This is a genomic window from Streptomyces sp. NPDC031474 (assembly GCF_055581185.1).
In genome coordinates, this window is the sequence record NZ_JBVIJX010000025.1 from 68,938 (window position 1) to 94,422 (window position 25,485).

23 protein-coding genes and 2 pseudogenes are annotated in these 25,485 nt (G+C 71.8%); 19 read left to right on the forward strand and 6 right to left on the reverse strand.

Annotation, left to right across the window (positions count from 1 at the left end):
• Nucleotides 1-258 (reverse strand): annotated as a pseudogene (locus tag ACZ5SK_RS40660) (hypothetical protein); the annotation flags it as partial.
• Nucleotides 259-368: 110 nt separating this feature from the next.
• Between ACZ5SK_RS40660 and ACZ5SK_RS40665 the strand changes: the two are divergent.
• From ACZ5SK_RS40665 to ACZ5SK_RS40675, 3 genes are all read left to right on the forward strand, one after another.
• Nucleotides 369-1,649 carry an ArgE/DapE family deacylase gene (locus ACZ5SK_RS40665; protein ID WP_334577983.1) on the forward strand — a complete coding sequence of 427 codons (1,281 nt, stop codon included), beginning with the start codon at nt 369-371 and terminating at the stop codon, nt 1,647-1,649.
• A 137-nt stretch (nt 1,650-1,786) separates the two neighbouring features.
• Entirely contained in the window at nt 1,787-2,512 is a 726-nt protein-coding gene (locus ACZ5SK_RS40670; RefSeq protein ID WP_468577430.1) for a hypothetical protein, read from the forward strand.
• A 182-nt stretch (nt 2,513-2,694) separates the two neighbouring features.
• Complete coding sequence (locus ACZ5SK_RS40675) at nt 2,695-3,330, forward strand: sigma-70 family RNA polymerase sigma factor (RefSeq protein WP_334577981.1); 636 nt, start codon at nt 2,695-2,697, stop codon at nt 3,328-3,330.
• Between the two features lies 1 nt (nt 3,331).
• Here the strand turns inward: ACZ5SK_RS40675 and ACZ5SK_RS40680 are convergent, their stop codons facing one another.
• The gene (locus tag ACZ5SK_RS40680) at nt 3,332-4,774 is read right to left on the reverse strand and encodes a helix-turn-helix domain-containing protein (RefSeq protein WP_468577432.1); all 1,443 of its coding nucleotides are present in this window, start codon (nt 4,772-4,774) and stop codon (nt 3,332-3,334) included.
• A 171-nt stretch (nt 4,775-4,945) separates the two neighbouring features.
• On the opposite strand from ACZ5SK_RS40680, the gene ACZ5SK_RS40685 reads away from it, so the two are divergent.
• Both ACZ5SK_RS40685 and ACZ5SK_RS40690 read left to right on the forward strand, forming a co-directional pair.
• A complete protein-coding gene (locus ACZ5SK_RS40685; RefSeq protein WP_468577434.1) occupies nt 4,946-6,328 on the forward strand; it encodes an MFS transporter in 1,383 nt (460 codons plus the stop codon).
• A gap of 133 nt (nt 6,329-6,461) precedes the next feature.
• Nucleotides 6,462-7,313: a PaaX family transcriptional regulator gene (locus ACZ5SK_RS40690; RefSeq protein ID WP_334577977.1), complete on the forward strand. Its 852-nt coding sequence runs from the start codon at nt 6,462-6,464 to the stop codon at nt 7,311-7,313.
• Nucleotides 7,314-7,328: 15 nt separating this feature from the next.
• On the opposite strand, the gene ACZ5SK_RS40695 is transcribed toward ACZ5SK_RS40690, so the two are convergent.
• The gene (locus ACZ5SK_RS40695; RefSeq protein WP_457494715.1) at nt 7,329-8,165 is read right to left on the reverse strand and encodes an SAM-dependent methyltransferase; all 837 of its coding nucleotides are present in this window, start codon (nt 8,163-8,165) and stop codon (nt 7,329-7,331) included.
• A 147-nt stretch (nt 8,166-8,312) separates the two neighbouring features.
• Nucleotides 8,313-8,597, reverse strand: a complete 285-nt coding sequence (locus ACZ5SK_RS40700) for an SHOCT domain-containing protein (RefSeq protein ID WP_334577975.1) — start codon at nt 8,595-8,597, stop codon at nt 8,313-8,315.
• A 301-nt stretch (nt 8,598-8,898) separates the two neighbouring features.
• On the opposite strand from ACZ5SK_RS40700, the gene ACZ5SK_RS40705 reads away from it, so the two are divergent.
• On the forward strand, nt 8,899-9,270 hold the full coding sequence (locus ACZ5SK_RS40705; RefSeq protein WP_334577973.1) for a hypothetical protein: 372 nt from the start codon (nt 8,899-8,901) through the stop codon (nt 9,268-9,270).
• Nucleotides 9,271-9,310: 40 nt separating this feature from the next.
• Here the strand turns inward: ACZ5SK_RS40705 and ACZ5SK_RS40710 are convergent, their stop codons facing one another.
• The gene (locus ACZ5SK_RS40710) at nt 9,311-9,733 is read right to left on the reverse strand and encodes a DUF6325 family protein (RefSeq protein ID WP_334581221.1); all 423 of its coding nucleotides are present in this window, start codon (nt 9,731-9,733) and stop codon (nt 9,311-9,313) included.
• Nucleotides 9,734-9,903: 170 nt separating this feature from the next.
• On the opposite strand from ACZ5SK_RS40710, the gene ACZ5SK_RS40715 reads away from it, so the two are divergent.
• The 3 genes from ACZ5SK_RS40715 (at nt 9,904) to ACZ5SK_RS40725 (ending at nt 13,868) form a co-directional block, all read left to right on the forward strand.
• Nucleotides 9,904-11,238, forward strand: coding sequence for a hypothetical protein (locus ACZ5SK_RS40715; protein ID WP_361708240.1), 1,335 nt, complete (start codon nt 9,904-9,906; stop codon nt 11,236-11,238).
• 130 nt (nt 11,239-11,368) lie between these two features.
• Complete coding sequence (locus tag ACZ5SK_RS40720) at nt 11,369-12,310, forward strand: YhjD/YihY/BrkB family envelope integrity protein (protein ID WP_334577970.1); 942 nt, start codon at nt 11,369-11,371, stop codon at nt 12,308-12,310.
• Between the two features lie 139 nt (nt 12,311-12,449).
• Nucleotides 12,450-13,868 carry a DUF2252 domain-containing protein gene (locus tag ACZ5SK_RS40725; protein ID WP_334577969.1) on the forward strand — a complete coding sequence of 473 codons (1,419 nt, stop codon included), beginning with the start codon at nt 12,450-12,452 and terminating at the stop codon, nt 13,866-13,868.
• A 1-nt stretch (nt 13,869) separates the two neighbouring features.
• On the opposite strand, the gene ACZ5SK_RS40730 is transcribed toward ACZ5SK_RS40725, so the two are convergent.
• Nucleotides 13,870-15,168 (reverse strand): chloride channel protein, encoded by a 1,299-nt coding sequence (locus ACZ5SK_RS40730; protein ID WP_468577437.1) that lies wholly within the window; start codon nt 15,166-15,168, stop codon nt 13,870-13,872.
• 310 nt (nt 15,169-15,478) lie between these two features.
• Between ACZ5SK_RS40730 and ACZ5SK_RS40735 the strand changes: the two genes are divergently transcribed.
• The 10 genes and pseudogenes from ACZ5SK_RS40735 (at nt 15,479) to ACZ5SK_RS40780 (ending at nt 25,370) form a co-directional block, all read left to right on the forward strand.
• The gene (locus ACZ5SK_RS40735; RefSeq protein WP_334577967.1) at nt 15,479-16,060 is read left to right on the forward strand and encodes a carboxymuconolactone decarboxylase family protein; all 582 of its coding nucleotides are present in this window, start codon (nt 15,479-15,481) and stop codon (nt 16,058-16,060) included.
• Complete coding sequence (locus ACZ5SK_RS40740; protein ID WP_334577966.1) at nt 16,057-16,926, forward strand: RNA polymerase sigma-70 factor; 870 nt, start codon at nt 16,057-16,059, stop codon at nt 16,924-16,926. Before ACZ5SK_RS40735 ends, ACZ5SK_RS40740 begins: the two co-directional genes overlap by 4 nt.
• 296 nt (nt 16,927-17,222) lie before the next feature.
• Entirely contained in the window at nt 17,223-17,636 is a 414-nt protein-coding gene (locus ACZ5SK_RS40745) for a peptidase (protein ID WP_334577965.1), read from the forward strand.
• Nucleotides 17,637-17,869: 233 nt separating this feature from the next.
• Nucleotides 17,870-18,598: a response regulator transcription factor gene (locus ACZ5SK_RS40750; RefSeq protein WP_334581220.1), complete on the forward strand. Its 729-nt coding sequence runs from the start codon at nt 17,870-17,872 to the stop codon at nt 18,596-18,598.
• A complete protein-coding gene (locus ACZ5SK_RS40755; protein ID WP_334577964.1) occupies nt 18,595-20,037 on the forward strand; it encodes a sensor histidine kinase in 1,443 nt (480 codons plus the stop codon). The genes ACZ5SK_RS40750 and ACZ5SK_RS40755 overlap by 4 nt, the downstream gene beginning before the upstream one ends.
• Nucleotides 20,038-20,385: 348 nt before the next feature.
• Complete coding sequence (locus ACZ5SK_RS40760) at nt 20,386-20,727, forward strand: carboxymuconolactone decarboxylase family protein (protein ID WP_334577963.1); 342 nt, start codon at nt 20,386-20,388, stop codon at nt 20,725-20,727.
• A 97-nt stretch (nt 20,728-20,824) separates the two neighbouring features.
• A pseudogene (locus ACZ5SK_RS40765) lies at nt 20,825-21,232 on the forward strand (SHOCT domain-containing protein).
• 681 nt (nt 21,233-21,913) lie between these two features.
• Complete coding sequence (locus tag ACZ5SK_RS40770; RefSeq protein ID WP_361708250.1) at nt 21,914-22,438, forward strand: PadR family transcriptional regulator; 525 nt, start codon at nt 21,914-21,916, stop codon at nt 22,436-22,438.
• Nucleotides 22,435-23,121 (forward strand): ABC transporter ATP-binding protein, encoded by a 687-nt coding sequence (locus ACZ5SK_RS40775; RefSeq protein ID WP_361708253.1) that lies wholly within the window; start codon nt 22,435-22,437, stop codon nt 23,119-23,121. Before ACZ5SK_RS40770 ends, ACZ5SK_RS40775 begins: the two co-directional genes overlap by 4 nt.
• Entirely contained in the window at nt 23,118-25,370 is a 2,253-nt protein-coding gene (locus ACZ5SK_RS40780) for an ABC transporter permease (protein WP_361708256.1), read from the forward strand. The genes ACZ5SK_RS40775 and ACZ5SK_RS40780 overlap by 4 nt, the downstream gene beginning before the upstream one ends.
• Nucleotides 25,371-25,485: the final 115 nt, after the last annotated feature.

Here is a 25,485-nt window from a genome sequence, read left to right on the forward strand (position 1 = left end):
GGGCGGCAGCGTGGCGGGTGCGGGAGCAGGGGCAGTGCGGGAGCGGTGTCGGGTGTGGCGGCGGTACCGGCGCGGCGGTGGTGGCGGGTGTGGCGAGTGCGGCTGGAGCGGGAGCAGTGTCAGGTGCGGCGGGTGCGGCAGGTGCGGCAGCAGGGGCAGTGCGGGAGCGGTGTCGGGTGTGGCGGCGGTGGCGGTGCGGCAGTGGTGGCGGCGTGGCGGGTGCGGCTGGAGCGGGAGCAGTGTCGGGTGCGGCGGCACGGCGGGGGTGGCGGGGCGGTAGCTGTGGTGGGTGTGGGCGAGTATCGCCGGTGCGGCGATAGTGGCCGGTGTGGCGGGAGAGGCCCGTCGGCGATGGAGGGGAGTGGGGCGTGTTCGGTGACCGGGAGGCGGCCGTGCTGGCCGCGGTGGACGAGGAGACCGTCGGGCGCACGTTGCTCGACCTGATCGCGATACCCAGCGTCACCGGGAGCGCCGCCGAGTCCGATCTCCAGCATCACCTCGCCGGACGGTTGGATCGGCTCGGGCTCGACGTCGACCTGTGGTCCATGGATCTGCCCGCCCTGCGCGCCCACCCCGACTTCCCCGGCACGGAGGCGCCGCGCGAGGAGGCATGGGGGCTGGTGGCGCACACGGCGGACGGCGGCGTCGGCGGCGGCGGTGAGGGGCCGACGTTGATCCTCCAGGGCCATGTGGACGTCGTCCCGCCGGGAGACCGGTCCGCCTGGGACGGTGACCCGTTCGTGCCGCGGGTCACCGGGGATCTCGTGCACGGGCGGGGCGCCTGCGACATGAAGGCCGGACTCGCGGCGCACCTGGGCGCGCTGGCCGCGATCCGGGCGGCCGGGGTGCGGCTGCGCGGGCGGGTCGCCGTCCACTTCGTCGTCGGCGAGGAGGACGGCGGCGTCGGCGCCTTCGGCACCTTGCGGCGTGGGTACGGCGGCGACGCGTGCGTCATCGCCGAGCCGACGTCGGGGACGGTGATCACCGCCAACGCCGGCGCGCTGACCTTCCGGATCACCGTCCCCGGCAAGGCCGCCCACGCCAGTTCCCGGGAGGCCGGGGTCAGCGCGATCGACGCCTACCTGCCGCTGCACCGGGCGCTGGCCCGGCTCGAGGCCGAGCGCAACCGGGACCCGGATCCGCTGCTCGCCGAGTACCCGATCCCCTACGCCCTGTCGGTCGGCACCGTACGCGCGGGCGACTGGGCGAGCAGCGTGCCCGATCTGCTCGTCGCGGAGGGCAGGTTGGGGGTGCGGCTCGGGGAGGATCCGGCCGCGGCCCGGGCGGCGCTGGAGCGGTGCGTGGCCGAGGCGTGCGCACAGGACGACTGGCTGCGCGCACATCCGGCGTCCGTGACCTGGCCGGGCGGTCAGTTCGCGAGCGGCCGGCTGGCGGCGGGGCATCCGCTGCGGGACGTGGTCGCGGACGCCCACGCCGACGCGAGTGGCGACCCGCGCCCCCGGGAACGCGGCGCCACCTACGGGAGCGACCTACGGCTCTACGCCGCGGCCGGGATCCCGTCGCTGCAGTTCGGGCCGGGGGACATCGGTGTCGCGCACAGCGCCCGCGAGCACGTGTCCCTCCGGGAGGTGGTGGAGACGTCCCGGGCACTGGCGCTGACGGTGATGCGGACCGTGGGGGTCAGATGAGGGGCGCGAAGGGGTAGATGGGGGGCGCGGCGAGTCGGCTTGTGGCGTGGATCACAGGTCGGGGGTTGAGTGTGGTGGTGGGGGGAAATCCGTAGCCCCGTACGACGACCGGTGTCCGGATGCGAGGATGAGGCGCCATGACTGCTGGGTGGTGTTCTCGCACGTTACGGGCCGCGCTGTTCGCGGCCGTCTGCGTGCTGCTCGCCGCCCTGGGCCACGTGATGATGTCCGGGTCCGAAGTGCCCGCGTGGGCGCTGGCCCTGGGAGCGGCCGTCACCGGGATCGCGGGCTGGTCCCTCGCGGGCAGGGAGCGCGGACTGCCGTTGATCGTGACGGTCGTAGTCGCCGCGCAGACGGCTCTGCACTCGGCGTTCTCGCTGACCGGCTCGGAGCCGACGGCTGCCGGCCCGGCGGCCATGGGCATGGGCTCGATGCGCATGGGCTCCATGGATCCGATGGACTCCATGGGCCCCATGGCCTCCATGGACATGAGCCGCATGGATCACATGGATCACATGGATCACATGGATCACATGGATCACATGGATCACGTGGGCCACTTGGGGCAGGGCGCCGGTGACGGTGGCTCATCCTCGTTCGGGATGCTCGCCGCCCACCTCCTCGCCGCGCTGCTGTGCGGGCTGTGGCTGGCCTACGGCGAGAAGGCCGCGTTCCGGATTCTGCGTGCGGTCGCCGGATGGCTGGCCGCGCCGCTGCGACTGCTGCTCGCTCTGCCCGCCGTCCCGGACCGTCCGCGCGTCCGGATCAGCCGCCGCCGCTCGGATCGGGCGCCGCGGCTTCTCCTTCTCACCCATGCGATCACCACGAGGGGCCCGCCCCTGAGGGCCGCTGTCGCCGTCTGACCTGAACTGAGCTGAGCTGACGACAAGCGTCAGAAGCGCCGGGCCGCCAGGCCGCCGGGCCGCCAGGACGACAGCAGGCGATCCGACCCGAGGCTGCTCACCCGCGCCTCGGGCCGTCTCTCCTTCATGCCCTCATGCCCCATGCCCTTTTGCCCTCATGGATGATCCGAGAAGGACACCAGGTGATCACGTCTGCCCAAAAGGCACCCCAGGCGCCCCAGATTTCCCAGGCTGCGCTCGACGAGTCGATAACCGCGTGGGCGCTCGCCGCCCGGGCCGGTGACGCGGACGCGGTCGAGCGATTCGTCCGTGCTCTGCACCGCGACGTCGTGCGCTACGTCGCCCATCTGTGCGCCGATCCCCAGGCGGTCGACGACCTCGCGCAGGACACCTTCCTGCGCGCCCTTGGCAGCCTGCACCGGTTCGAGGGCCGTTCCTCGGCGCGGTCCTGGCTGCTGTCCATCGCCCGGCGGGCGGTGGTCGACAGCTACCGGTACGCCGCCGCCCGGCCCCGGCTGTCCGACGTACCGGACTGGCAGCTCGCCGCGGAGCGCGCCCAGCGGCGCGACCTGCCCGGCTTCGACGACGGCGTCGTCCTGCTGGACCTGCTGGCCTCGCTCCCGGCCGAGCGGCGGGAGGCGTTCGTCCTCACGCAACTGGCCGGCCTGCCCTACGCGGAGGCGGCCCGGGTGAGCGACTGTCCGGTCGGCACGGTCCGCTCGCGCGTGGCGCGGGCGCGGGCCACGCTGGTGGACCTGCTGGAGGAGGAGGCGGCCGAACCCGCCGCGCTCGCCGGCCCCACCGCGCTCGTCGCCTGAGTCACCGTGTTCTGCTGAAGGCGGTGGCCCGTGCGACCGCCTTCAGCAGGGCCTGCCAGGGCCAGAAGAGGAACGGCCGTGTCGGCAGGCCGACCTCACGGAGTTTCAGCACTTCGCCGACCGGGAGCGGGGTGCAGTTCAGGGCCAGCAGCCGCAGCCCCTGCTGATCGTCGCGCTCCCGGCACGCCTTGATGAACCGCTCCAGTACGTCGAGGGGTGCATGGTTGCCGATGGCGGTCATCAGGTGGTCGGTGTGCAGGGGGAACAGGCCCACGTGCCGGGTCCCGAGGAACGTTCTCGTGCGCCACAGGCGGTAGAGCGTGATCCCGTTGCAGCACTGTGCCGCCTCGACGAGCAGCCGTTCGGCGTCGAGGCGTCGATGGCCCGCGCGAAACGCCTGCCAGAGCACGGGCAGCAGGTCGGGCTCCGCCTCGCAGATGTCGCTCAGCACCTGGTCCGCCTCGTGGTCGCGGTCCTCGTCGCGCAGTCGTTCCACCGCCGCGACGACCTTCAGGACGTCGACCCTCACCTCCGCCGACGTCGACGGGGCCGCACCCTCCGCACCCCCCTTCGCACCCCCCTCTGTACCCCTCCTCGTGCCTTCCGCCCCTTCCTGTACTTCCACCCCGCCCCGCGCGTTCGGCGCGTTCGGCGCGTTCGAGGCGTCCGTCGCGTTCGCCGTCGTCTCCGGGGAGGGTGTCTTCAGGACCGGGCTGTCGTAGCGCGCGATCTCCTGCGCGGTCTCCTGCGCCATGGCCCGCAGGTGCCGGGCCTCCTTCTCGTGCAGGCGCAACAGCGCCTCGTGCTGGCGGATCTGGTCCTCCAGCTCGGCGATCCGCCCCCGGGCCACATCCCGCTCGGCGGTGGTCTCACCGATCTCCCGGGCGTGGTCGTCGGCGGCCGCGATCAGCACGGTCAGCTGGTCCTCGGCCTGCCGGCGCAGGGCCCGTTCCCGCTCCAGCTCGTCGCGCAGCACGCCGAGTTCGGTGGCGGTCCGCACCCGGACCCGTTCCAGTTGCTCCCGCAGTTCCTCCAGGTCGAACTCCCGTGCCCGTAACGGCTTCGTGGTGCGCTCGGCGTCGAGCGCGGCGTACAGCAGGCGGCGGGTCTCCTGGACCGCCTCCGGGTCGCGCGCGGTCCCGGCGGCGGCCTCGCACACCCGGTGCAATGCCGTGACCTGTGCGCGGCTGGGCACTTCGTGGCCGCTGAGGAAGTCCGACAACCGCGAGGCGGTGAGGGCGACGCCCCGCTGTTCGAGCCGTTGCACCAGCTCCGGGACGGTCAGGCCGGACGCCTCCCGCAGCGCGCGCAGCTGCGCGACCAGTGCGCGGCGCGGTCCGTCGGGTATCTGGTCCAGCACGGCGAGCTCGTCGGAGCCCTTTCCCGTTCCCGCCTGCCCCGCGTCCAGCTCACGGCCCACCGCCACCCCCGGGTTCTTCGCCACGCACCGTCACCTTCGGCTGCTGAGGTCGGAACTGTACTCAACGGCCCGAGAAGACCGGGGCGAAACCTGTCATCCCGCCACCCGACCGAGCAAATGTTGTGCACTTTATTGACGACAGTCAGGTGAGAGCCTAACTTCGCGGTGTCCTTCCCCCGCTCAAGGGAGACCGCGATGTCCCCGTCCCCCATCGCATCACCGTCCCCGTCCTCCTCCCCGCCCCCGTCCCCGTCCACGAACGCCGAACGCACCCGGCAGTTGCGCGTCGTCGCCGCCTCGGGGCTGCTCGGCACCGCCGTGGAGTTCTACGACTTCCTCGTCTACGGAACCGTCGCCGCCCTCGTCTTCGGCGAGCTGTTCTTCCCCGGCGCGGACCCGGCCGTCGGCACCATCGCCGCGTTCGGTACCTTCGCCGCCGGCTATGTCGCCCGTCCGCTCGGCGGCATTCTCTTCGGGCACTTCGGCGACCGGCTCGGCCGCAAGTCGATGCTGCTGCTCACCATGGGTCTGATGGGCGGCGCGAGCTTCCTCGTCGGCCTGCTGCCCACCTACGACACGATCGGCGTGTGGGCGCCGGTGCTGCTGATCGCCCTGCGCGTCGTGCAGGGCGTCGCCATCGGCGGCGAGTGGGGCGGCGCGACCCTGATGGTCGTCGAGCACGCGGGAGAGCGGCGTCGCGGACTGTGGTCCAGCTTCACCCAGATGGGTGCCCCGCTCGGCTCCCTGCTCTCCACCGCCGTCGTCACACTCGTCGTCACCCTCCCCAAGGACGAGTTCGCGGCCTGGGGATGGCGGGTGCCGTTCCTGCTGAGCGTGGTGCTGCTGGGTGTCGGGCTCTTCGTCCGTCTGAAGGTCGTCGAGAGCCCGCTGTTCGCCGAGGTGAAGAAGGAGCGCGCCGAGTCACGGCTGCCGATCCTCGACGTGCTGCGCCGCCCCCGCCCCGTCCTGCTGGCCTGCTGCGTCGGCATCGGCGCGTTCACCGCCCAGTCGCTGCTGACCAGCTATCTGATCGCGTACGCCACGGGCATCGGCTACGCCCGCCCGCAGGTGCTCACCGCGCTCACGGTGTCCGCCTCCGTCGCCCTCGTCGTGCTGCCCTGCGCCTCCACGCTCTCCGACCGCGTCGGCCGCCGCCCGGTCGTCCTCGTCGGCGCCCTCGCCTCGGCCGCGCTCGCCTTCCCGGTGATGGCACTGGTCGACTCGAAGTCGCCGGGACTGCTGATCCTCGCCGTCGTCCTCGGCCACGGCATCGCCCAGTCCACGATGTACGGCCCGCTGGGCGCCCTGCTCACCGAGATGTTCGGCACCAAGGTCCGCTACACCGGCGCCTCCCTCGGCTACCAGGGCGCCACCCTCATCGGCGCCGGCTTCTCCCCGATGATCGCCGGAAGCCTGGTGGCGGGCAGCGGCAACAGCACCCCCGTCGCCCTGCTGCTGTGCGGCGGCGCGGCGATCACCGCCGTGACCGTCCTGTTCGTCCGGGAGACCAGCCGGGAGTCCCTCACAGGCGCCGCCGAGGATTCCGAGGTCCCCCACACCCAGGAGATCTCCGCATGACGACGCCCGCCCGCACCCCCACCCCCTCACCGGCCGCCCTGCCGCTCGCTCACCCCGCCCACCCCGCCTGCCACCAGTGATGCCGTACGACCGCCCACCGCACCCGCCGACGGGCGGTCGTACCCTTTCCCCCGTGGAGGACGACGACATCTCGGACACGGACAGCATCGACGGCGCCCCGCAGTTGCGGCCGCAGTCGCTCATGCTGGCCTTCTTCGGCAACCACGTCCTGGAGGAAGGCGAGCTGTGCGTCTACTCGGGCAGCATCATCGACGTCCTCGGTCGCGTCGGCGTCGGTGAGCAGGCCGTACGCTCCACGCTGACCCGTATGGTCGGCCGGGGTCTGCTGCGGCGGCAGCGGGAGGGCCGCAGGATGTACTTCGGCCTGACCGAGCAGGCGACGCGCGTTCTGCAGGACGGCCGGGTCCGTATCTGGCGCAACGGCGCGGTCAACGACGACTGGGACGGCGACTGGACGCTGCTGGGCTTCTCCCTCCCGGAGTCCCGTCAGCGCGAACGCCACGACCTGCGCTCCCGGCTCGTCTGGTCGGGGTTCGGCGCGCTGTACAGCGGGTTGTGGATCGCGCCGGGGAGGGTGGACGTGGCCGCCGTCGTCGCCGAACTCGGTCTGACCGCGCACGTCAAGATCTTCCACGCGTCGGCCGACGCGGCCACCGACATCGGCCTCATGATCCGCGAGACCTGGGACCTGGAGAGCGTCGCCGCGCGCTACGTCTCCTTCGACAAGCGCTGGACGGCCCATCTGAACGCCGGGCCCGGCGACGATCCGATCGGGGCCCGGCTGCGGCTGGTCAGCGAATGGCTCTGGACGATCCGCACGGACCCCCGCCTCCCGGGCCGCCATCTGCCCCCGGACTGGCCGGCCCGGCCCGCCCAGGAGACCTTCCGCAAGGTCGCGGACCAGACCACGGCCCCCGCGCGGCGCCTGGCCCACGAGCTCCTGGACACGATGCCGCTGCGGTGACCCGTCCGCCGGACCTCAGCCGTCCTTGCGGGCGACTCCGCCGTAGATGCCGATCGGCGGGGCGTCCTGCTGCGGGGGCTCGTCGGGGCGCCAGTGCGGGACCAGGACCAGACCCGGGTCGGTGAGGGTGAGGCCGCCGAAGAACTCCAGGACGCGGCCGTGGTCGCGGGGGTTCATGGTGGCCGTGGCGTTGTTGTAGACCTTCACCGCGTCCTCGCGGTCGTTGTCGTGGATGTCGACCGTCGCGTGGGACAGGATGAGGTAGGAGCCGGCCGGCAGTGCGTCGAGGAAGGCGGCGACGATGGCGTCCGGGTCCTCCTCCTCGGTGATGAAGTGCAGGATGGCCACCAGCAGCAGCGCCACCGGCTCGTCGAAGTCGATGACCCTGCGCACGTCGGGGTGGTCGAGGATGGCCCGGGGGTCGCGCAGGTCGCCCAGGACGACGGAGGTGTGGTCGTCGTCGTCCAGCAGGGTCCGTGAATGGGCGCTGACGATCGGGTCGTTGTCGACGTAGGCCACGCGGGTCTCGGGGGCGATGGCGCGCGCGATCTGGTGCACGTTGGGCTCGGTCGGCAGGCCCGTGCCGATGTCGAGGATCTGCCGGATACCGCCCTCGGCGACGACATGCCGCACGGCGCGGTGCATGAAAGTCCGGTTCGCCCGGACGGCGAGCCGGACCTCCGGCGCCGCCTTGATGAACTGCTCGGCGGCTTCCTGGTCGACCTCGTAGTTGTCCTTGCCGCCGAGGAAGTAGTCGTACATCCGGGCCGGGTGGGGCTTGCTCGTGTCGATCTTCAGGGAGACGGCGTCGCCGCTGCTGTCGCCGCCGTCGCCGCTGAGGGGAGAGGCCATCTGCCTGGCTCCGTCCTGGACTTCGTGTCCTGCCGCCGGATGAACCGTGATGAGTGACTGTCGGATCATCATCCTGGCATGCCTTCGAGGTCGGCCAACCACGGCCTGCTCCTGGGCAGTTGTCCGGGCGGCGGAGCCCGGCCCGGCTCAGCCGAGCAGCCTGCGCTTCTGTTCCGCGAACTCGGCCTCGGTGAGCACCCCTTGCTTCTTGAGCTCGCCGAGCTCCTTGAGCTGGTCGAGCTTGCTGTTCATGTCGTCGGCCTGCGGCGGCGCGGCCTGCTGCGGCTGCTCGGAGGCCTGCTGCTGGGGTTCCCGGTAACCCTCCTGGGCCGCCCAGCGCCCCTGCTGACGGCGCGACACACGGTTGGAGACGGCGGTCGCCGTACCCGCGACGACCGCGGTGCGGGCGACTCCGCGAAGAAGACCTGGCATGGCCCATCCCCTCTCGTCCGTAGGTAATTCCATTGGACCACCGCGCGAGGGCGGCCGCGATTCCTCCGAAGGGACAGCCGCCGTCGCCCTCGGCCGGGTGGGCGCCGTCGAGGGCTTCGGCGTCCGCGCGTACGCGCACGAGGCGGACGTCTCCCGGGAGGGATTCAGCCGACCGGTCCTGCCCCGGGTGCCGGGGGTCGCAGGTCACGGCAGGCTGGATGGAAGAGGCCTCAGTTTTCCCGCTGATCCCGCTGAACCCGCTGAACCCGCTGACTTCCCGCACAGACGAGGACTCGTCGCCATGATCTGTCGTAGCCGGGCCGGCCGCCGGGCCGGAGCCGTCGCTCTCCTGCTCGCCGTCGCGGGCTGTACAGAGCAGTCCGCCCTGGGGACGATCGAGTACACCACCGCGGCCAAGCGGGTGGTGAAGCTCCAGAGCCCGCCCGACGAGGGCTGCCACCTCCTGCCGGGCGGCGCCCACAACGTGTGGAACTACACGGTCGACGACATCCGGCTCTACGCCAACGCGCACTGCGTGCTGACCGAAGCCGGCGACGACCAGAGCGGCCGGGTCGGCGGAGAGAGCTTCTATCTCGGGACGCAGATGTCCGTGGAGTACACGCCGGGCCAGGCCCCGTGGCTGAGCTACTCCGTCGTCGGCGGAGGCGGCTGAGCGCGCGGCCGTCACCTCAGGAGGCCGCCCGGCCGTCACCTCAGGAGGCGGCCTCGGCCGCTTCCAGCGAGGCGAGGATCGCCTGCACGGGCAGCCGTCCGGAGGCGACCAGCTCGGCGCCGCCGCGCCGCAGGGCGGCCGCGAAAGGCGCGGCCCACACGTTCTCGTAGATCAGAAGCCCGGCGGAGTTGCCCGGCTCGACGGCCGCGGCGGCCTCCTCCAGGTCGTCCTGGCCGAGCAGCCCGGAATGGGCGCCTTCGAAGACGGCGAGGTCGAGCTTGCCGTCACCGGTGAGATCAGCGATCTCCAGGGCGGTCACCGAGCCGTCCTCCTCCTTCCTGATGAACATCAGGTCCAGGATCCGGATGAGGCCGCGGTCCACCAGATCGACCAGCAGCGGGAAGCCCTCGCCCGTCATCCGGTTGCCGGGGAACTCCACCACCACGTAGTCGACGGGTCCCATCTCTTCGAGTCGCTCGCTCTGCTCGCTCACGGTCTCACCTCTGGTGCTCGTGCGGCGGCCCCCTGACTGCCATTGCATCACCCGGTATGGGCCGTCGCACCCGGTGCGCGTTCACCTGACCGGATGCTCCCGGCTCGCCGGACCGCCCCTTCGGCGATCTCCTCGAAGGCATGACTGGCAGCGATACGCCCCCGCCACGGCCCGAGGGCCCCTCCGGGGGCTCCGCCGAGGAACGCCGGCTCGCCCAGCAGGACCGGGAGCTGGACGAACTGCATCGCCGACTCGGCGAGTTGGAGCGCGCCCGGCACGAGCCGAAACACCGGCTGCGGGCGCTGGGATCGGCCGTGCTGATCATCCTGGCGTCGCTGCTGGCCCTGCTCGCCGTGGTCGCGGTCTGGGCGAACAGCATCATCCGCGACACCGACCGCTACGTCGCCACCGTGGCGCCGCTGGCCTCCGACCCCGACGTCCAGCAGGCCGTCACCACCCGCGTCACCAACGTCGTACTCCAGCAGATCGACGTGGACGCCCTGGTCGCGGAGCTGAGCCGGGCCGCGTCGGAGAAGGGCGTGCCGCCGAAGGCCGCGGGCCTCATCAAGAACCTGAGCGGCCCCATCGACAGCGGCCTGAAGGAACTGGTGAGCAGCACCGTGATGAAGGTCGTCTCCAGTTCCGCCTTCGAGACGGCCTGGACGAACGCCAACCGCCGCGCCCACAGCGCCGTCGACAAGGCGCTGACCGGCTCGGGCGGCGGCGCGGTGCAGGTGAAGAACAACCAGGTCGCCATCGACGTCGGGCCCATCGTGGCGCAGGTGAAGGAGCGGCTCGTCGACAGGGGACTCGCGGTGGCGGCGAAGATCCCCGAGGTGCACACGAACTTCGTCGTCGTCGAGGGCAAGGACATCGGCAAGATCAAGTCGTATCTGAGGGTGCTCCAGATCATCGGCAACTGGCTGCCGATCATCGCGGTGCTGATCGCCGCCGGGGGCGTGTTCCTGGCCACCCACCGGCGGCGGGCGCTGATCGGGGCCGCGATCGGGGTGTTCCTCGCCATGGTGCTCCTGGGCGTGGTGCTCGCCGTGTTCCGCGCCGTGTATCTGGACCACCTGCCACCGGGGACGAACTCGGACGCCGCGGGCTCCGTCTACGACGCGCTGGTGCGCTTTCTGCGCTCCAGCATCCGGGCGATCGGGGCGCTGGCCTTGGTCACGGCCCTCGGCGCGTTCTTTGTCGGCCCCTCCCGGCCCGCCGTGTTCACCCGGCACTTCTGCACCAAGGGCATCGGAGCGGGGCGCGAGGTGGCGACCTCGGCGGGGCTGCGCCTGGGCGCGGTGGGCGGGTTCGTGCACCGCTTCAAGGGGTGGATCGGGGCGGCGATCCTGGCCGTGGCCGCGGTCGTCCTGTTCACATGGAGCTATCCGACCATGGCGGTGGTGCTCTGGACGGCGGTGATCGTGCTGGTCGCCTTCGCGCTGCGCGAGTTCCTGGACACCGGTCCGGCGTGACACCGGCACGGCCCGGCGACGACCAGTACGCGAACATGCTCCTCGTTCAGCCCTGCCGTTCTCACCCGTTCGGCCCCCGTAGCCTTCCCGCCGCAGGCCGGGAGGGCGTGGTCCGGGGCACGCTGGCAGCATGCAACCTGCTGGGCAGCCCCCACAGGACCGCCCGGCGCCCCGGTCCCGCCGGGAGCGGTGGCGGGCGCGGGGCGCGGCGGTCGGGGCCCGGGCGGCCGGACTGCGGGTCCGGGCCGAGACACGGTTTCCGGTGATCACCCATCTCATGGAGCATCTGATCTCGGTGAACGTGCTGGACTCCGCGACCCGCCTGGCCGCCCAGACATTCCTCACCGTCGTACCGCTGCTCTTCGTGGTGGCGTCCATCGCCCCGCAGGCGCTGCGCGACCGGCTCGTCACCTCCGTGACCGACGCCTTCGGACTGACCGGAAGCGCGAAGGCCCAGCTGGAGCAGGTCCTGACGGGCGACACCTCCGAACTGCGTCAGAGCACCGGTGTCGTCGGCGGGCTGATGGTGCTGATCTCCGCCACCGCGTGCAGCCGTGCCATGCAGCGGCTCTGCGAGCGCGCCTGGAGCCTGCCGAAGACGGGCGCGCGGATGGCCGCCTGGCGCTGGATCGCATGGCTTGCCGCCTGGCTGGTCATGATCTTTGTGCAGGGCGCCCTGCGAAGCGGCTTCGGCCTCGGGCTGTGGCTGGGCCTGCCGCTGCTGCTGGTCGCCGAGACCCTCATGTGGTGGTGGACGCAGCACCTGCTGCTCACCGCCCGCGTGCCGTGGTCGGCGCTGTTGCCGGGCGCGCTCCTGGCGGGCGCGGCCCTGAGCGTCCTCACCTCGCTCGCGCACCTGTACGTACCGCGGGCCCTCAACCACAGCCTCGACAAGTACGGCTCGCTGGGCGCCGTCTTCACCCTGCTGTCGTGGCTCATCGCGCTGTGCGCGGTCGTGACCCTCTGCATCACCGCCGGCGCGGTGATCGCCCGCGAACCCGCGGTGGCCCGGCGACTGGGCGGACCCGAGTCGCCGCGCCCCTCCACCGGCGATACGTTGGAAGACGGATAGCGGTCGACAACTTCCTCCGACAGGACGATCCAGCAGGACGATCCGACAGGACGGCCAGGCATGTCCGAGGCGCGGCACTACGACGTCGTCATCACCCCGACGCCCTGCGCGTCGGCGACCACATCGTGGAGCGTCTGCAATGAGTGACAACAACCCCACCGGCCACGAACTGCGCCACCGCACCCCGAAGGAGCGCGCCGAGCGCGGCAGGGTCGCCCGGGCCGCCGTACCCCGGTCCGCGCACGCCGAGTTCACGCCGCCGCCGAAGCGCACCGACCCGGTGGACATCATCGACGCGCAGTCGGCGAAGCGGGTCCAGGAACTCGTCCCGATCCGCTACGGGCGGATGAGCGAGTCACCGTTCCGCTTCTACCGGGGAGCCGCCGCCATCATGGCCGCGGACCTCGCCGAGACGCCCCGCACCGGCATCAGGGTCCAATGCTGCGGTGATGCGCACATGCTGAACTTCCGGCTGCTGGCCTCCCCGGAACGCCGGCTGATGTTCGACATCAACGACTTCGACGAGACCCTGCCCGGCCCGTGGGAGTGGGACGTCAAGCGGCTCGCGGCCAGCCTGGTCATCGCAGGCCGCGCCAACGGGTTCAGCTCCAAGGAACGGGCGTCCGTGGTGCGGGCCGCCGTACGGTGGTACCGCGAACGGATGCGGGAGTTCGCGGACCAGGGCAATCTCGACGTCTGGTACACCCGCTTCGAGGCGGACGAACTTCAGCAGCAGTTCGACGTGGACCTCGACGCCAAGACCCGCGAACGCTGGGCGCAGACCCGGGAGAAGGCGCACGCGCACGACACGCTCCAGGTCTTCGACAAGCTCACCCGTGCGGTCGACGGCAAGCGCATCATCGCCAACGACCCGCCGCTCCTGATCCGCCTTGAGAACCTGCTGCCGAAGACCGAGGGCCACGCGCTTGAGACGGAGATCAGCAGGCTCGTCGAGCGGTACGGCCAGTCCCTCCAGACCGACCGTCGGTTCCTGCTGGAGAGCTACCGCGTCGCCGACATCGCCCGCAAGGTCGTCGGCGTGGGCAGCGTCGGAACCCGCTGCTGGATCATCCTGCTGCTCGGCAAGGACGACCAGGACCCGCTGTTCCTCCAGGCGAAGGAGGCCGACGAGTCGGTGCTCGCGCCCTACGTCGGCGCCAGCGGATTTCGCACCCAGGGCGAGCGGGTCGTCGCCGGACAGCGGCTGATGCAGGCCACCAGCGACATCTTCCTCGGCTGGGAGCGCGCCACGGGCATCGACGGACGCCGCCGGGACTTCTATGTCCGTCAGCTCAGGGACTGGAAGGGCATCGCTGTCGCCGAGAACATGTCGCCCAAGCGGATGGCCCTGTTCGGGCAGCTGTGCGGCGCCACGCTGGCCCGCGCCCACGCCCGGTCGGGCGACCGTATCGCCATCGCCGCCTACCTGGGCCGCGCCGATGTCTTCGACCGCGCGCTGGCGACCTTCGCCGAGTTGTACGCGGACCAGAACGAGAAGGACCACCAGGCTCTCCTCGACGCCATCGCGGCGGGCCGCGTCCCCGCCGAAGCGGCGTGAACTACCTACCTCGACGAGGCGCTCGACCGGTTGGCGGCCCGCTGAACGCGGGGACGGCCGGGCGCTGTGGCAGCAACTGGGTCAGGGCGAAGGACATCACCGCCGCCAGCACCACGAGCGCCACCGTGTCCACGTTGCCCAGCAGCAGGACGACCAGCACCGCGCTGCTGACGGGCAGCCGCAGGGCCGCCGTCACGGACGCCGCCATCCCGGCCGCCATCGCCGGCACCAGACCCAAGCCCGGCAGCGGCGCCAGCAGGGCCCCGGCCGCCCCGCCCAGGAACAGCGAGGGGAACACGGGACCGCCGCGCAGGCTGCCCAGACAGAGCGCGTAGGCGAGCCCCTTGAACGCCAGCACCGCGACGAGCGCGCCCACGGACCAGGCGTGCGCGTCCTGCGCCAGCTTCGCCAGCGTGCTCTCCCCGGACAGCGCGACCTCGGCGGGGGTGCGGCCCGTGGCAACGGCGTAGAGGGCGGTGCAGCCCGCTACGCCGAGCGCGCACAGGGTGGTGTTCCGTACCGTCCAGGACGTCACGAAGCGGGCCGTGTATCTGCCGACCACGAAGATCCAGTGGATCAGGAAAGCGAGCGCGGGCGCGATCAGCAGGACCCACAGGACGTCCGCCCAGTCGAGCGGCGGCGGCTTGGGCAGCCCGATGTCCAGACTCCCGGTCTGCAGACCGGTCCAGTGCACGAACCCGGTGAAGACCAGGTCGCCGACCCCGCTGGACAGCAGCACGGGCAGCATCACCGCGAACAGCTGCGGCCCGCCCACCCCGGCCACCTCCATCAGGAGGACCGCGCCCACCAGCGGGTTCCCGAAGAGCGCCGAGATGGCCGCGGCGGCGCCGGCCGCGCCGAGCAACGCCGTGCTCGCCTCCGTGTGCGGCGCTCGTACGAAGCTCGCGAAGAGCAGGGCCAGACCGCCGCCCAGGGCGATCAGCGGTGCCTCGGGACCGAGCACGACGCCGAGCGGCAGTCCGACCAGGGCCGCGACGAGCACCCCGGGCAGCGCCTCCTTCGTGACCCCGCCCGAGTGCAGACCGGCCGCGGGGAGGTGTCCGCCCCGCCCGGGAAACCGCGCGACGACCAGCCCGACGACCACGCCGGCCACCAGCAGCAGCGGGAACCCCCACCACCACGGCGCCTGGTTCCAGCCCAGGTCCTTGGGCCACTCCGTCCAGAACAGCCGCTCCAACCGGTTGAGCGTCACGAGGAACCAGAAGGCGATCAGCGCCACCGGAACACCGATCAGACCGCAGAAGACCAGGGCCTTGCGGTATTCGGGCCGCCGCAGCATGGTCCGCAGCAGGTCGGCTTCCGGCGGCTGGCTTCCTGACGCGGGCGTGGCGGGCGCGTCCGGCTTCGTCCCGGCGATGGGGTCCTCCTGGGCTCGTCGACTCGAAAGGCGATTTCCTTGCTTTCACGCTCATTTCGGGCACGAGATTATCCGCCCGCTCGCCCGCTCGGTCCGCGCCCCGCGGGATCGCGGCGCCTGCGTGTCGCTTCTTCGGGGGCAGGAAGAGTGGTCGTCACAGAAGAGTGGTCGTCACATTCGAGGGGCCGCCGGTGTCTTCATGTCGGACAGACCCACAACCGAGGAGGACACCATGGCGCTCCGCGTCCCGAAGGCCGAGCTCCCCGTCGAGCTTGAGGAAAACATGATCAAGCAGCTCGGTGCCGTGCCCGAGAACGTCGAGGTGTTGTGGCACAGCCCCCAAGTCGCGCAGGACAGCTTGCAGTTCGGGGGCAGGGTGGGCGCATGGAGCGCGGCCGACGCGAGCCTCAAGTCGTTCGCGCACATGGCCGTCGCGACACAGGTCGGCTGCAGCTGGTGCCTCGACGTCGGCTACTTCCAGGCGCAGAACGAGAACCTGGACCTGGCCAAGGCGAGCCAGGTGCCGCGCTGGCGGGAGTCGGAGGTGTTCACGCCGCTGGAACGGGACGTGATGGCGTACGCCGAGGCCATGACGAACACGCCGCCGACCGTCACCGACGAACAGCACGCGAGCCTGCTGGAGCGGCTCGGCGCGGCGGCGATGGTCGAGCTCACCGCGTTCGTCGCCTACGTCAACCTGGCGACCAGGGCCAACGTGGCGAACGGGGTGACGTCGCAGGGCTTCTCCGCCGCGTGCGAGATCCCGCTGGCCACGCGCTCTGCCGTGACGCCGGGCGGGGCGTCGGCGGTATGACCGGCGAGGACCCTTTCGTCGTCCATCGCCGTCTGCTGTTCACGGTCGCCTACGAGATGCTCGGTTCGGTGGCCGACGCGGAGGACGTGCTGCAGGAGTCCTGGCTGCGGTGGGCCGACGTCGACCGCGCGCGGGTGCTGGACCCGCGGGCGTACCTCGTGCGGATCGTCACCCGGCAGGCGCTCAACCGGCTGCGGACGGTGGCGCGCAGCCGCGAGGACTACGTCGGCGAGTGGCTGCCGGAACCCCTGTTGACCAGCCCTGACGTCGCCGAGGACGTCGAACTCGCGGAGAGCGTCTCGATCGCGCTGCTGACCGTGCTCGAAACGCTCGGGCCGACGGAGCGGGCGGTGTTCGTGCTCCGTGAGGTCTTCGACCTGTCGTACGGCGAGATCGCCGCGGCCGTCGGGAAGTCCGCGGCCGCGGTGCGGCAGATCGCGCGGCGTGCCCGCGACCATGTGGCGGCTCGGCGGCCCCGGATGCGGGTGAGCCGGGCCGAGCAACAGGCCGTGGTGGAACGGTTCCTGGCCTCCCTGCGCACCGGGCAGGTGCAGGAGCTGCTGGAGATCATGGCGCCGGACGTGGTGCTGGTCGCCGACGGCGGCGGGTTCGCGGCCGCCGCTCTGACCCCGATCCACGGGGCCGCGACGGTGGCGGCGGTGCTCGCGCGCGCCGATCGGGTGACGGCCGCGTTCGAGACGACGACCGTGTGGCTCAACGGCGCGCCCGCGGGCCGGTTCGAGGTCGACGGCGAGCCGACCGCGGTGAGTCTCGTGGTGGAGAGCGGCCGGGTCACCCGCGTCTTCCTGATGAGGAACCCGCGGAAGCTGACGCGGCTGGACGCACCGGCCGAACTTGCCAGGTGAGCCCGCCGACGCCTGCCCGCCGGCGCCTACTTCGCTGCGAGGAGGGCCTCGACGGCCGGGGCCAGGCCGTCTTCGCTCTCGCCACCGTGGACGACGCCCCGCCCCTGAGCGAGCCGGGTCGGTGGGGTGTGGTGTGGTGTGGTGTGGCGGAAGATTGGCAATCTGCTGGTCTCCCGCTCTCCGTCTGCTGGGCTGTCTCTCGACCGCGGGTTCCTAGGGTCCTTGTCATCCCCCGGAGGTCCGGTTCACAGGCCTCTGAACCCGCAAGTGATTCCCCAGTGTTTGGAGACACCCCGATGCGTGCTCTGCCTCGTCGTGCCGTGCTGGCCGCTCCCGCCGCCGTGCTGATGTTCGCCCTCGTCGCCTGCGGCGGTTCCGACTCCGGCTCCGACGCCTCCAGTGCCGCGGACACCCAGCAGTCGGCCCAGAGCGCGGGTGGCGCCCAGGCGGCCGGTGAAGCCGGCGGTGACACCGACGACAAGAAGGAGCCGCCGCTGACCGGTGACATCAAGCAGAAGGCCGAGGCCGCCGCACTGGCCGCGTACCCGGGCACCGTCCTGAAGTCCGAGGAGGACGCAGAGAAGCCCGGCATGTACGCGGTGGAGGTGAAGCAGGCGGACGGCACCTCGATCGAGGTGTACCTCGACACGTCCTTCAAGGTCACCGACACCAAGAAGGAGGGCACCGAGGAGGCCGGGGACGCGAGCTGACGGCCACCGCCCCTGCCGCGGCCGCCGCCCCCGGACGTCCCGCCCACGCCGGCGGCCCACTCCCCGGCCGGCGTCGCGCGACGTCCCCGCCATCGCCGTCCGGCCGACGACTCCCGCACCCTTCGGCCGGACGGCTCCCGCTCGCCCACTGTCGTCCCGTACGTCTCCCTCGCCCCAGGCGGCTTCCCGTGAACTCTCCGACTGCTCAGGCGCAGCTGTGCGAGCCTGGCGCCATGCGGCTGCTGCTCATCGAAGACGACGACCGAATCGCCGGCCCCCTCACCGAGGGCCTGGGACGCTACGGGTTCACCGTGGACCACGTCCGCACCGGCGCGGCCGGGCTTGCCGACGCCGCGCCGGACCTGGTGCTGCTGGATCTCGGCCTGCCCGACATGGACGGCCTGGACGTCTGCCGCAGCCTGCGCGCCCGCTCCGCCGTCCCCATCATCATGATCACCGCGCGGGGCGAGGAGGCCGACCGCATCGTGGGCCTCGAACTCGGCGCCGACGACTACCTCGCCAAGCCCTTCGGCGTACGGGAGTTGATCGCCCGCATCCGCGCCGTCACCCGCCGCGCGGGAGCCCCGGCGTACGCGCCGACCGGGCCCTTGGACGCACTGGAGGCACACCAACCGGCCTCCGGGGCCCAGGTGTTGGGGCCGCTGGCCGTCAACCGCCGCACCCGTGAGATCCACCTCGCGGGACAGCACATCGCCCTGACGCCCAGAGAGTTCGACCTGCTGGCCTTCCTCGCCGACGATCCCGGGACGGTCCACTCCCGGCAGCAGATCATGGACGCCGTGTGGGACCCGCACTTCTTCGGCCCCACCAAGACCCTCGACGCCCACGTCGCCGCCCTGCGCCGCAAGCTCGGCGACCCGGGCTGGATCACCACCGCCCGCGGGGTCGGCTTCCGCCTGACCGTCCCCGGTGACCACAGCGCCTCCGAGGGGTCCGGATGACCCGCCGGCTGCTGCTGAGCTACCTCGTCCTGGCCCTGCTCGTGCTGGCCGGCCTGGAGATCCCGCTCGGTTACGTCTACGCCCGCGGCGAGACCGCCCGTGCCTCGCAGAACGTCGAGCGCGACGCCGCCATGCTCGCCGAGGTCACCGAGGAGGACATCGAGAAGGGCCAGCTCGACGAACTGCCCGGCGTGGTCGGCGAGCACGCCGCCCGCACCGGCGGCCGTGTCGTCGTCACCGACAAGCAGGGCATCGTCCTCGCCGACTCCGACCCGGCCGGCCGTACCGGCATCAGCCTCGCCGGCCAGCCGGACATCGCCCGCGCCCTGACCAACCGGTCCACCGTCACCACCGCGACCGACAGCGCCGGCGCTGACGTCCTGTCGGCCACCATGCCGGGTTCCTCGGGCACCACCGTCCGCGGCGCCCTGCGCCTGACCTACCCGATGGACCAGGTCACCGCCCGCGTCCACCGCATCTGGGGCGCCCTCGCGCTCGCCGGCGCCTGCGTGCTTGCGGCCGTCGCGCTGGTCGCGTTCAGCATGGCCCGCTGGATCACCCGCCCCCTGCGCACCCTGGAGGCGGCGACCACCCAGCTCGCGGACGGCCACCTCGCCCACCCGCCCGACGCCACCACCGGCCCGCCCGAACTGCGCAGCCTGGCCGCCTCCTTCACCCGCACCGCCACCCGGCTGCAACAACTCCTCAAGGGCCAGCAGGCGTTCGCCTCCGAAGCCTCCCACCAGCTGAAGACCCCGCTGACCGCGCTGCGGCTGCGCCTGGAGAACTTCGAGCCCTACCTGGACCCGCGCGCCCACGGCAGCCTGGAAGAAGCCGTCGGGGAGGTGGAACGCCTCGGCCGCATGGTGCAGGGACTGCTCGCCCTGGCCCGTCTGGAGAACACCGCCACCACCCCCGAACCCGTCGACCTGGACGCCGCGCTCGCCGACCGGGTCGCGATGTGGGAGCCGCTGGCCGCCGAGCAGTACGTCGCCATCGACGTCACCGGTCCGCCCGCCGGACGGGTGTGGGCGATCCCCGGGGCGCTGGAACAGATCATCGACAACCTGGTCGCCAACGCCCTGCGCGTCTCGCCGCCCAGCACCACCATCACCCTCCACCGTGGCCCGGGCGGCGAGCTCCACATCGTCGACCAGGGGCCCGGTATGAGCGAGACCGACCGGGAGCGGGCCTTCGACCGCTTCTGGCGCGCCTCCGACTCCCACCACGACGGCACCGGACTGGGCCTGCCCATCGTCCGCCACCTCGTCGACGCCTCCGGCGGCGCCATCACCCTCCACCCCGCCCCCGGCACCGGCCTCGACGCCCGCATCCGGCTCCGCCCCGCCACCGCACACCCCCACGGCCCGCACTCCACGGCCACCGCCCCCCGCGCACCCCGCACCGGCCGCCGCACACAGACAGCGGGCCGGGGCTGAGCCTGCCGACCGACGGCGACGTCGAGCACGGCGGGGCCCGGGAGAACCCCTCCCGCAGCGTGATCGTTCCCGCCGCGTGAACCCGCTCCTGGAGCGGCCGCGGACCGGTCCAGGAGCGGCCCGCGTGTGCTGTCGTGGCCGTGCAGAGGCGCTGGGCCGACGACCTGACACTCCTCCGCCCGGGTCAGGGCATCGACGCGCGAGGCCGGGTCGTCGGCATCCGTGAGGTGAAGAGGTGAGGAGACCGGCGGTCGGCCGGGATCACCTGTCCCGGGTGATCCCGGCCGACCCGAATCGGGCTTTGCTGGTGGTCGAGACCGACACAGCACCGTCGGAAGGAGCCACGAGATGGCTGAGGACATGGCAGGAGCAGGCGGCGTCGGCGCCCTCGCACAGGCGGACGCCCCGGTGTTCGAAACAATCGTCCAGATGACGCTCGACACGTTCGAGCGCTCCGGTCTGGACCCCGAGTCGTACTTGTTGGTGCGCATCGCCGCGCTGGTCGCCATGGATGCCGCCCCCGCCTCCTACCTGCTCAACATCAGCACCGCGGACGATCTCGGCGTACCGCTGGAGAAGATCCAGGGCACGCTGGTGGCGGTGGCGCCGGTGGTCGGAAGCGCCCGCGTCGTGTCCGCCGCGCGCAACATCGGCGAGGCCTTCGGACTGGAACTGCGCCACGAGGAGTAGCGCTCGGGAAAACCGGTCGCGTCACCCCACCGGGCGGTGCGACCGGGCCCACGACCACAGCCGGGACACCGACGGGGGACAGCGACGGGAGAAAACAATGGCTGGCAATCTGAACCTCGCCTACGACTACCCGGTCCTCGGGGCCTTCTGGACCGTCATGTGGATCTTCCTGTGGATCCTCTGATTCACCCTGCTCTTCCGGGTCGTCGCGGACATCTTCCGCGACGACAGCCTGAGCGGATGGGGCAAGACCGGCTGGCTCGTCTTCGCGATCGTGCTCCCCTTCCTCGGAGTCTTCGTCTACGTCGTCGCCCGGGGCAAGGACATGGGCAAGCGCGAACAGCGGCACGCCCAGGCACGGAAGCAGGCCACGGACGCCTACATCCGCGAGACCGCCGGCCGCCCCAGTGAGGCGGACGAACTCGCCAAGCTCTCCGAAGTCCGCGCCAGGGGCGACATCTCGGACGAGGAATTCCGCCAGGCCAAGGAAAAGATCCTCCACTGACCGCCCTGCACGCCTCAGCGACCGGACAGTGTCTTGGCGAGCCCGCCCGCGTCGGGGCCGCCGATCTCTCTCCGGCACCGGCAAACACCGCAAACTCCAGGCGCCCGAGTCGGACCGTGGCGGCCGGACGCAGAGGTGATCGGCGCCGCCGCGCCCGAGGCTGCTGCGGGCGTGGTGCGGCGGGTCGCCCCAGGCGACCCACCCGCCGCCCAGGGCACGTCAGTGCCCCCACCGAAACCAATGGGCCCTCAATGTGCCGGGGCCGCCTGACGGCCCCTGCCCGCACATGACGAGGGCGGAGCCCGAAAGCCCCGCCCAATTCGCAAGAACCCCTGGGTCAGGGCCACACCAGGCAGTACGGCTGATGCCCCGCCTCATGCAACCGGTGGCTGAAGTCCTGCCACTCGTGCAGCGATTGGGGGTGGGAGGGCGCTGACCTGGGGCTTCGTGAGGGAATGTGCGTTGACCTGGGAAAACTTCTCTCCGTAGTTCTCGCGGGTCAACGCTGTTTCCCAGGCTCATGTGCCCTGGATGTGCCCTCGCGGACCTCTCACCAGAGGGCGCCCTGCTCGACCGACGGATGGGTGGCGGGTGGCATCGTCGCCAGGCTCACTCCTCAGGAGCAGAACACACTCTCAGCAGATATACACTCAGAGTATATCTGCGGTGTATGGTCCTCGCATGAGTGTTCCTCTCACCCTGTTGGGGCTGCTGGAGCGGGAGCCGAGCCACGGCTACGACCTCAAGCGCGACTACGACGCCTTCTTCAATCGCGGCAAACCGCTGCCGTACGGGCAGGTCTACACAACCCTTGGCCGGTTGGCGCGGGACGGGAAGGTCATCGCCGGCGAGGCGGAGCCCGGGGTCGGCCCCGAGCGCAAGCGCTACGTGATCACCGAGGCGGGGGCGACGGAGTTCGAGACCTGGCTCACCGAGCCGGTGGCCCCCGAGCCCAATCTGCAGACCGTGCTGTTCACGAAAGTCGTGCTGGCCCTGATGCTCGGTCGCGACGCCCAGCAGTATCTCGACACCCAGCGGGCCGCCCACCTGCAGCGGATGCACGAACTGACCCGGCTGCGCCGCACCGGCCCGATCATCGACGCCCTGCTCGCCGACCACGGCCTGTTCCACCTGGAGGCCGACCTGCGATGGATCGAGCTGACCACGGCCCGGATGGACACGCTGGCAGCGGCGGTGCGTACATGAGCGCCCTGATCGAGGCCCGCGACCTCACTCTCTCCTTCGGCGAGACCCCCGCCCTGCGCGGCGCCAGCCTGGCCATCGAGGCCGGCGAGGTGTTCGCCGTGATGGGCCCGAGCGGCTCGGGCAAGTCCACCCTGCTGCACTGTCTGGCCGGCATCCTCACCCCCGACTCGGGCGAGGTGCACTTCGACGGACGCCGCATCGACACCCTGAACGAGGCCGAGCGCAGCGCCCTGCGCCGCGACACCTTCGGCTTCGTCTTCCAGTTCGGCCAGCTCGTCCCCGAGTTGACCGCCGAGGAGAACGTCGCCCTGCCGCTGCTGTTCTCGGGCGTGCGCCGGGCAGCCGCCCTCGCCGAGGCCCGGCCCTGGTTCGCCCGGCTGGGCCTGGACGGCCTGGAGGGGCGCCGCTCCGGGGAGTTGTCGGGCGGTCAGGCCCAGCGGGTGGCGCTGGCCCGCGGTCTGGTGGCCCGGCCCAAGGTGCTGTTCGCCGACGAGCCGACCGGGGCGCTGGACTCGCTGACCGGCGAGCAGGTGATGGACCTGATGGTGGACGCGGCCCACGAGGAGGGCACCACCATCGTCCTGGTGACCCACGAGCCCCGGGTCGCCGCGCACGCCGACCGGGAGGCCATGGTGCGGGACGGCAAGGCCAGCCTGCTCACGACGGGACGGATCGCCTCGTGATCGCCTTCGCCTTCCGCCTCGCGGTCAGCGGCGGCCGGGAGGCCCTCGCCCGGCTGGCCATGATTGCCGCCGCGGTCGCCATCGGTGTCGGGCTGCTGCTGTCGACCTTCGCCAGCATGAACGCCGTCGAGCGGACGAACCAGCGGCAGGTGTGGCTCGACACCGGCGCCGCCAGCCGTACCGAGCAGGCGTCGGTGGACCCGCTGTGGTGGTGGCCGCACGGCGACTACTACGACGGCAAGTCCCTCACCGAGGTCGACGTCGCCGCGACCGGCCCGGCCTCGCCCGTCCCGCCCGGCCTGACGCACCTGCCGGCGCCTGGCGAGTACTACGCCTCTTCCGCGTTGGCCAAGCTGATCCGCGATACCCCGGCCGACCAGCTGGGCAACCGCTTCCCCGGGCGGCTCACCGGCACGATCGGCGACACCGCCCTGGCTTCTCCGGACTCGCTGATCGCTGTCATCGGCCGTACCCCCGCCCAGATCAAGGGCGCACCAGGGGCGAGAGCGGTCACCAGCATCGCCAGCACCCGGCCAGCCACCTGTGACAACGGGTGCTGGGACAACGCCGTGCGCGGCGACGCGATGACGCTCATCTCCTCCGTGGTGGCCGGGGCACTGATCTTCCCGGTGCTGATCTTCATCGCCACCGCGACCCGGCTGTCCGCCGCCACGCGCGAACAGCGGTACGCGGCGATGCGGCTGGTCGGCGCCACTCCCCGGCAGGTGTCGCTGATATCGGCGGTCGAGTCCGCGCTGGCGGCAGCCGTCGGGACCGTGATCGGTTTCGGGCTCTACGCCGCGCTGCGCCCGCTGGTCGCCACCATTCCGCTCACCGGGCAGCAGCGGTTCTTCCTTTCGGATCTGACGCTCAGCGACCTGCAGGCCCTCGGCGTCGTCGTCGGCGTGCCCATGGCGGCGGCGATCGCGGCGCGCCTCGCGCTGCGCCGGGTCACCATCTCCCCGCTCGGGGTGAGTCGCCGGGTGACTCCGGGCCCGCCGCGCGCCTGGCGACTGATCCCGCTGCTGGCGGGCCTGGCCGAACTGGCGTACTTCGTCTTCGCAGGCCGCCGCCCGGCGACCGGGAACGGCCAGACGGCGGCCTACCTCCCGGGCTTCCTGGTGGTGATGCTGGGCCTGGTGATCGCCGGGCCGTGGCTGACCATGATCGCCGCCCGGGCGGTGGCCCGGCGCACCCGACGCCCGGCCGCCCTGATTGCGGTGCGTCGGCTCGCCGACGACCCGAAGGCAGGCTTCCGCGCGGTCAGCGGCCTCGTTCTGGCCCTGTTCGTGACCACCGCGACAGTCAGCATCATCGGCACCATCAACGACTACCGCGGCACCCTGGGCGGCGACCGACAGACCCGGACGGTGGTGGAGGTCGGCGGTGACGGTCAGGCGCCGCTGGCCGGGGCCATCCCGACACGGCTGCTCACCGAGGTGCGGGCGATCCCGGGCGTGCGGGGCGTGGCGGTCGTCCACGCCAACCCCGACGGCGTCGGCAAGGTGGTGAACCGGCGCGTCCACCCAGGTGATCCCGGCCCGGCCGCGCCGGCACTGGTGACCTGCTCCGACCTGGCGCAGACTCCCATGGTGGGCCGCTGCCCGGCCGGGGCGAGCGTCACGGCCGTCGACTTCTACGCGTTCGTCAGCTTGCAGTCGCACCCGAGCTTGCCATGGCCCGCCGCCGCGATCAGCACCGCAGCCGTCGCCAAGCTGCCCGTACAACTGATCTACGTGGCCAACGATGGGTCGACAGCCGCCATGGAACGCGTACGGACCCTGCTCACCATCGCCTACCCGCACCAAGAGGCCCGCACGGTGGGCGACTGGGGCACCGACTTGCAGCAGGAGCTGGCCGGTTGGCGGCAACTGGCCAACGTGGTGCTGCTGACCACCTTGCCGATCGCAGGCTGCAGCCTGGCGGTGAGCGTCGTCGCGGGCCTGTCGGATCGCCGACGCCCGTTCGCGTTGCTGCGGCTCACCGGCGCGCCGCTGCGGTTGCTGCAGCGGGTGATCGGCCTGGAGAGCACACTGCCGCTGCTGGCGGTGGCCGCGATCTCGATCGGTACGGCCTTCGCCGCCTCCGCCCTGTTCCTGAAATCGCAGATGCGCTACGACCTGGTGTCGCCGGGCGTGGCGTACTACGCGCTCGTCGCCCTCGGCCTCGTTGCCTCGCTGGGCATCATCGCCTCGACTCTCCCCCTGCTCAAACGCATCACCGGCCCAGAGGCCGCCCGCAACGGCTGACGCGCCAACTCCCGCGCTACGGCCCCGGACATCCCTCCCATCGGCGTCCGGGGCTGATGGAAGTCTTCGCAGACGACAACGGTTGTCTCTGAATCCACAGCCAGGAGCCTTGATG

Bases quoted from the DNA above. Each gene is read 5' to 3' on its own strand.
- ACZ5SK_RS40670 (WP_468577430.1), top strand. From the start codon at position 1,787: ATGACTGCTGGGTGGTGTTCTCGCACGTTACGGGCCGCGCTGTTCGCG.
- ACZ5SK_RS40685 (WP_468577434.1), top strand. From the start codon at position 4,946: ATGTCCCCGTCCCCCATCGCATCACCGTCCCCGTCCTCCTCCCCGCCC.
- ACZ5SK_RS40695 (WP_457494715.1), bottom strand. From the start codon at position 8,165: ATGGCCTCTCCCCTCAGCGGCGACGGCGGCGACAGCAGCGGCGACGCC.
- ACZ5SK_RS40700 (WP_334577975.1), bottom strand. From the start codon at position 8,597: ATGCCAGGTCTTCTTCGCGGAGTCGCCCGCACCGCGGTCGTCGCGGGT.
- ACZ5SK_RS40705 (WP_334577973.1), top strand. From the start codon at position 8,899: ATGATCTGTCGTAGCCGGGCCGGCCGCCGGGCCGGAGCCGTCGCTCTC.
- ACZ5SK_RS40710 (WP_334581221.1), bottom strand. From the start codon at position 9,733: ATGGGACCCGTCGACTACGTGGTGGTGGAGTTCCCCGGCAACCGGATG.
- ACZ5SK_RS40715 (WP_361708240.1), top strand. From the start codon at position 9,904: ATGACTGGCAGCGATACGCCCCCGCCACGGCCCGAGGGCCCCTCCGGG.
- ACZ5SK_RS40720 (WP_334577970.1), top strand. From the start codon at position 11,369: ATGCAACCTGCTGGGCAGCCCCCACAGGACCGCCCGGCGCCCCGGTCC.
- ACZ5SK_RS40725 (WP_334577969.1), top strand. From the start codon at position 12,450: ATGAGTGACAACAACCCCACCGGCCACGAACTGCGCCACCGCACCCCG.
- ACZ5SK_RS40730 (WP_468577437.1), bottom strand. From the start codon at position 15,168: ATGCTGCGGCGGCCCGAATACCGCAAGGCCCTGGTCTTCTGCGGTCTG.
- ACZ5SK_RS40735 (WP_334577967.1), top strand. From the start codon at position 15,479: ATGGCGCTCCGCGTCCCGAAGGCCGAGCTCCCCGTCGAGCTTGAGGAA.
- ACZ5SK_RS40740 (WP_334577966.1), top strand. From the start codon at position 16,057: ATGACCGGCGAGGACCCTTTCGTCGTCCATCGCCGTCTGCTGTTCACG.
- ACZ5SK_RS40745 (WP_334577965.1), top strand. From the start codon at position 17,223: ATGCGTGCTCTGCCTCGTCGTGCCGTGCTGGCCGCTCCCGCCGCCGTG.
- ACZ5SK_RS40750 (WP_334581220.1), top strand. From the start codon at position 17,870: ATGCGGCTGCTGCTCATCGAAGACGACGACCGAATCGCCGGCCCCCTC.
- ACZ5SK_RS40755 (WP_334577964.1), top strand. From the start codon at position 18,595: ATGACCCGCCGGCTGCTGCTGAGCTACCTCGTCCTGGCCCTGCTCGTG.
- ACZ5SK_RS40760 (WP_334577963.1), top strand. From the start codon at position 20,386: ATGGCTGAGGACATGGCAGGAGCAGGCGGCGTCGGCGCCCTCGCACAG.
- ACZ5SK_RS40770 (WP_361708250.1), top strand. From the start codon at position 21,914: ATGAGTGTTCCTCTCACCCTGTTGGGGCTGCTGGAGCGGGAGCCGAGC.
- ACZ5SK_RS40775 (WP_361708253.1), top strand. From the start codon at position 22,435: ATGAGCGCCCTGATCGAGGCCCGCGACCTCACTCTCTCCTTCGGCGAG.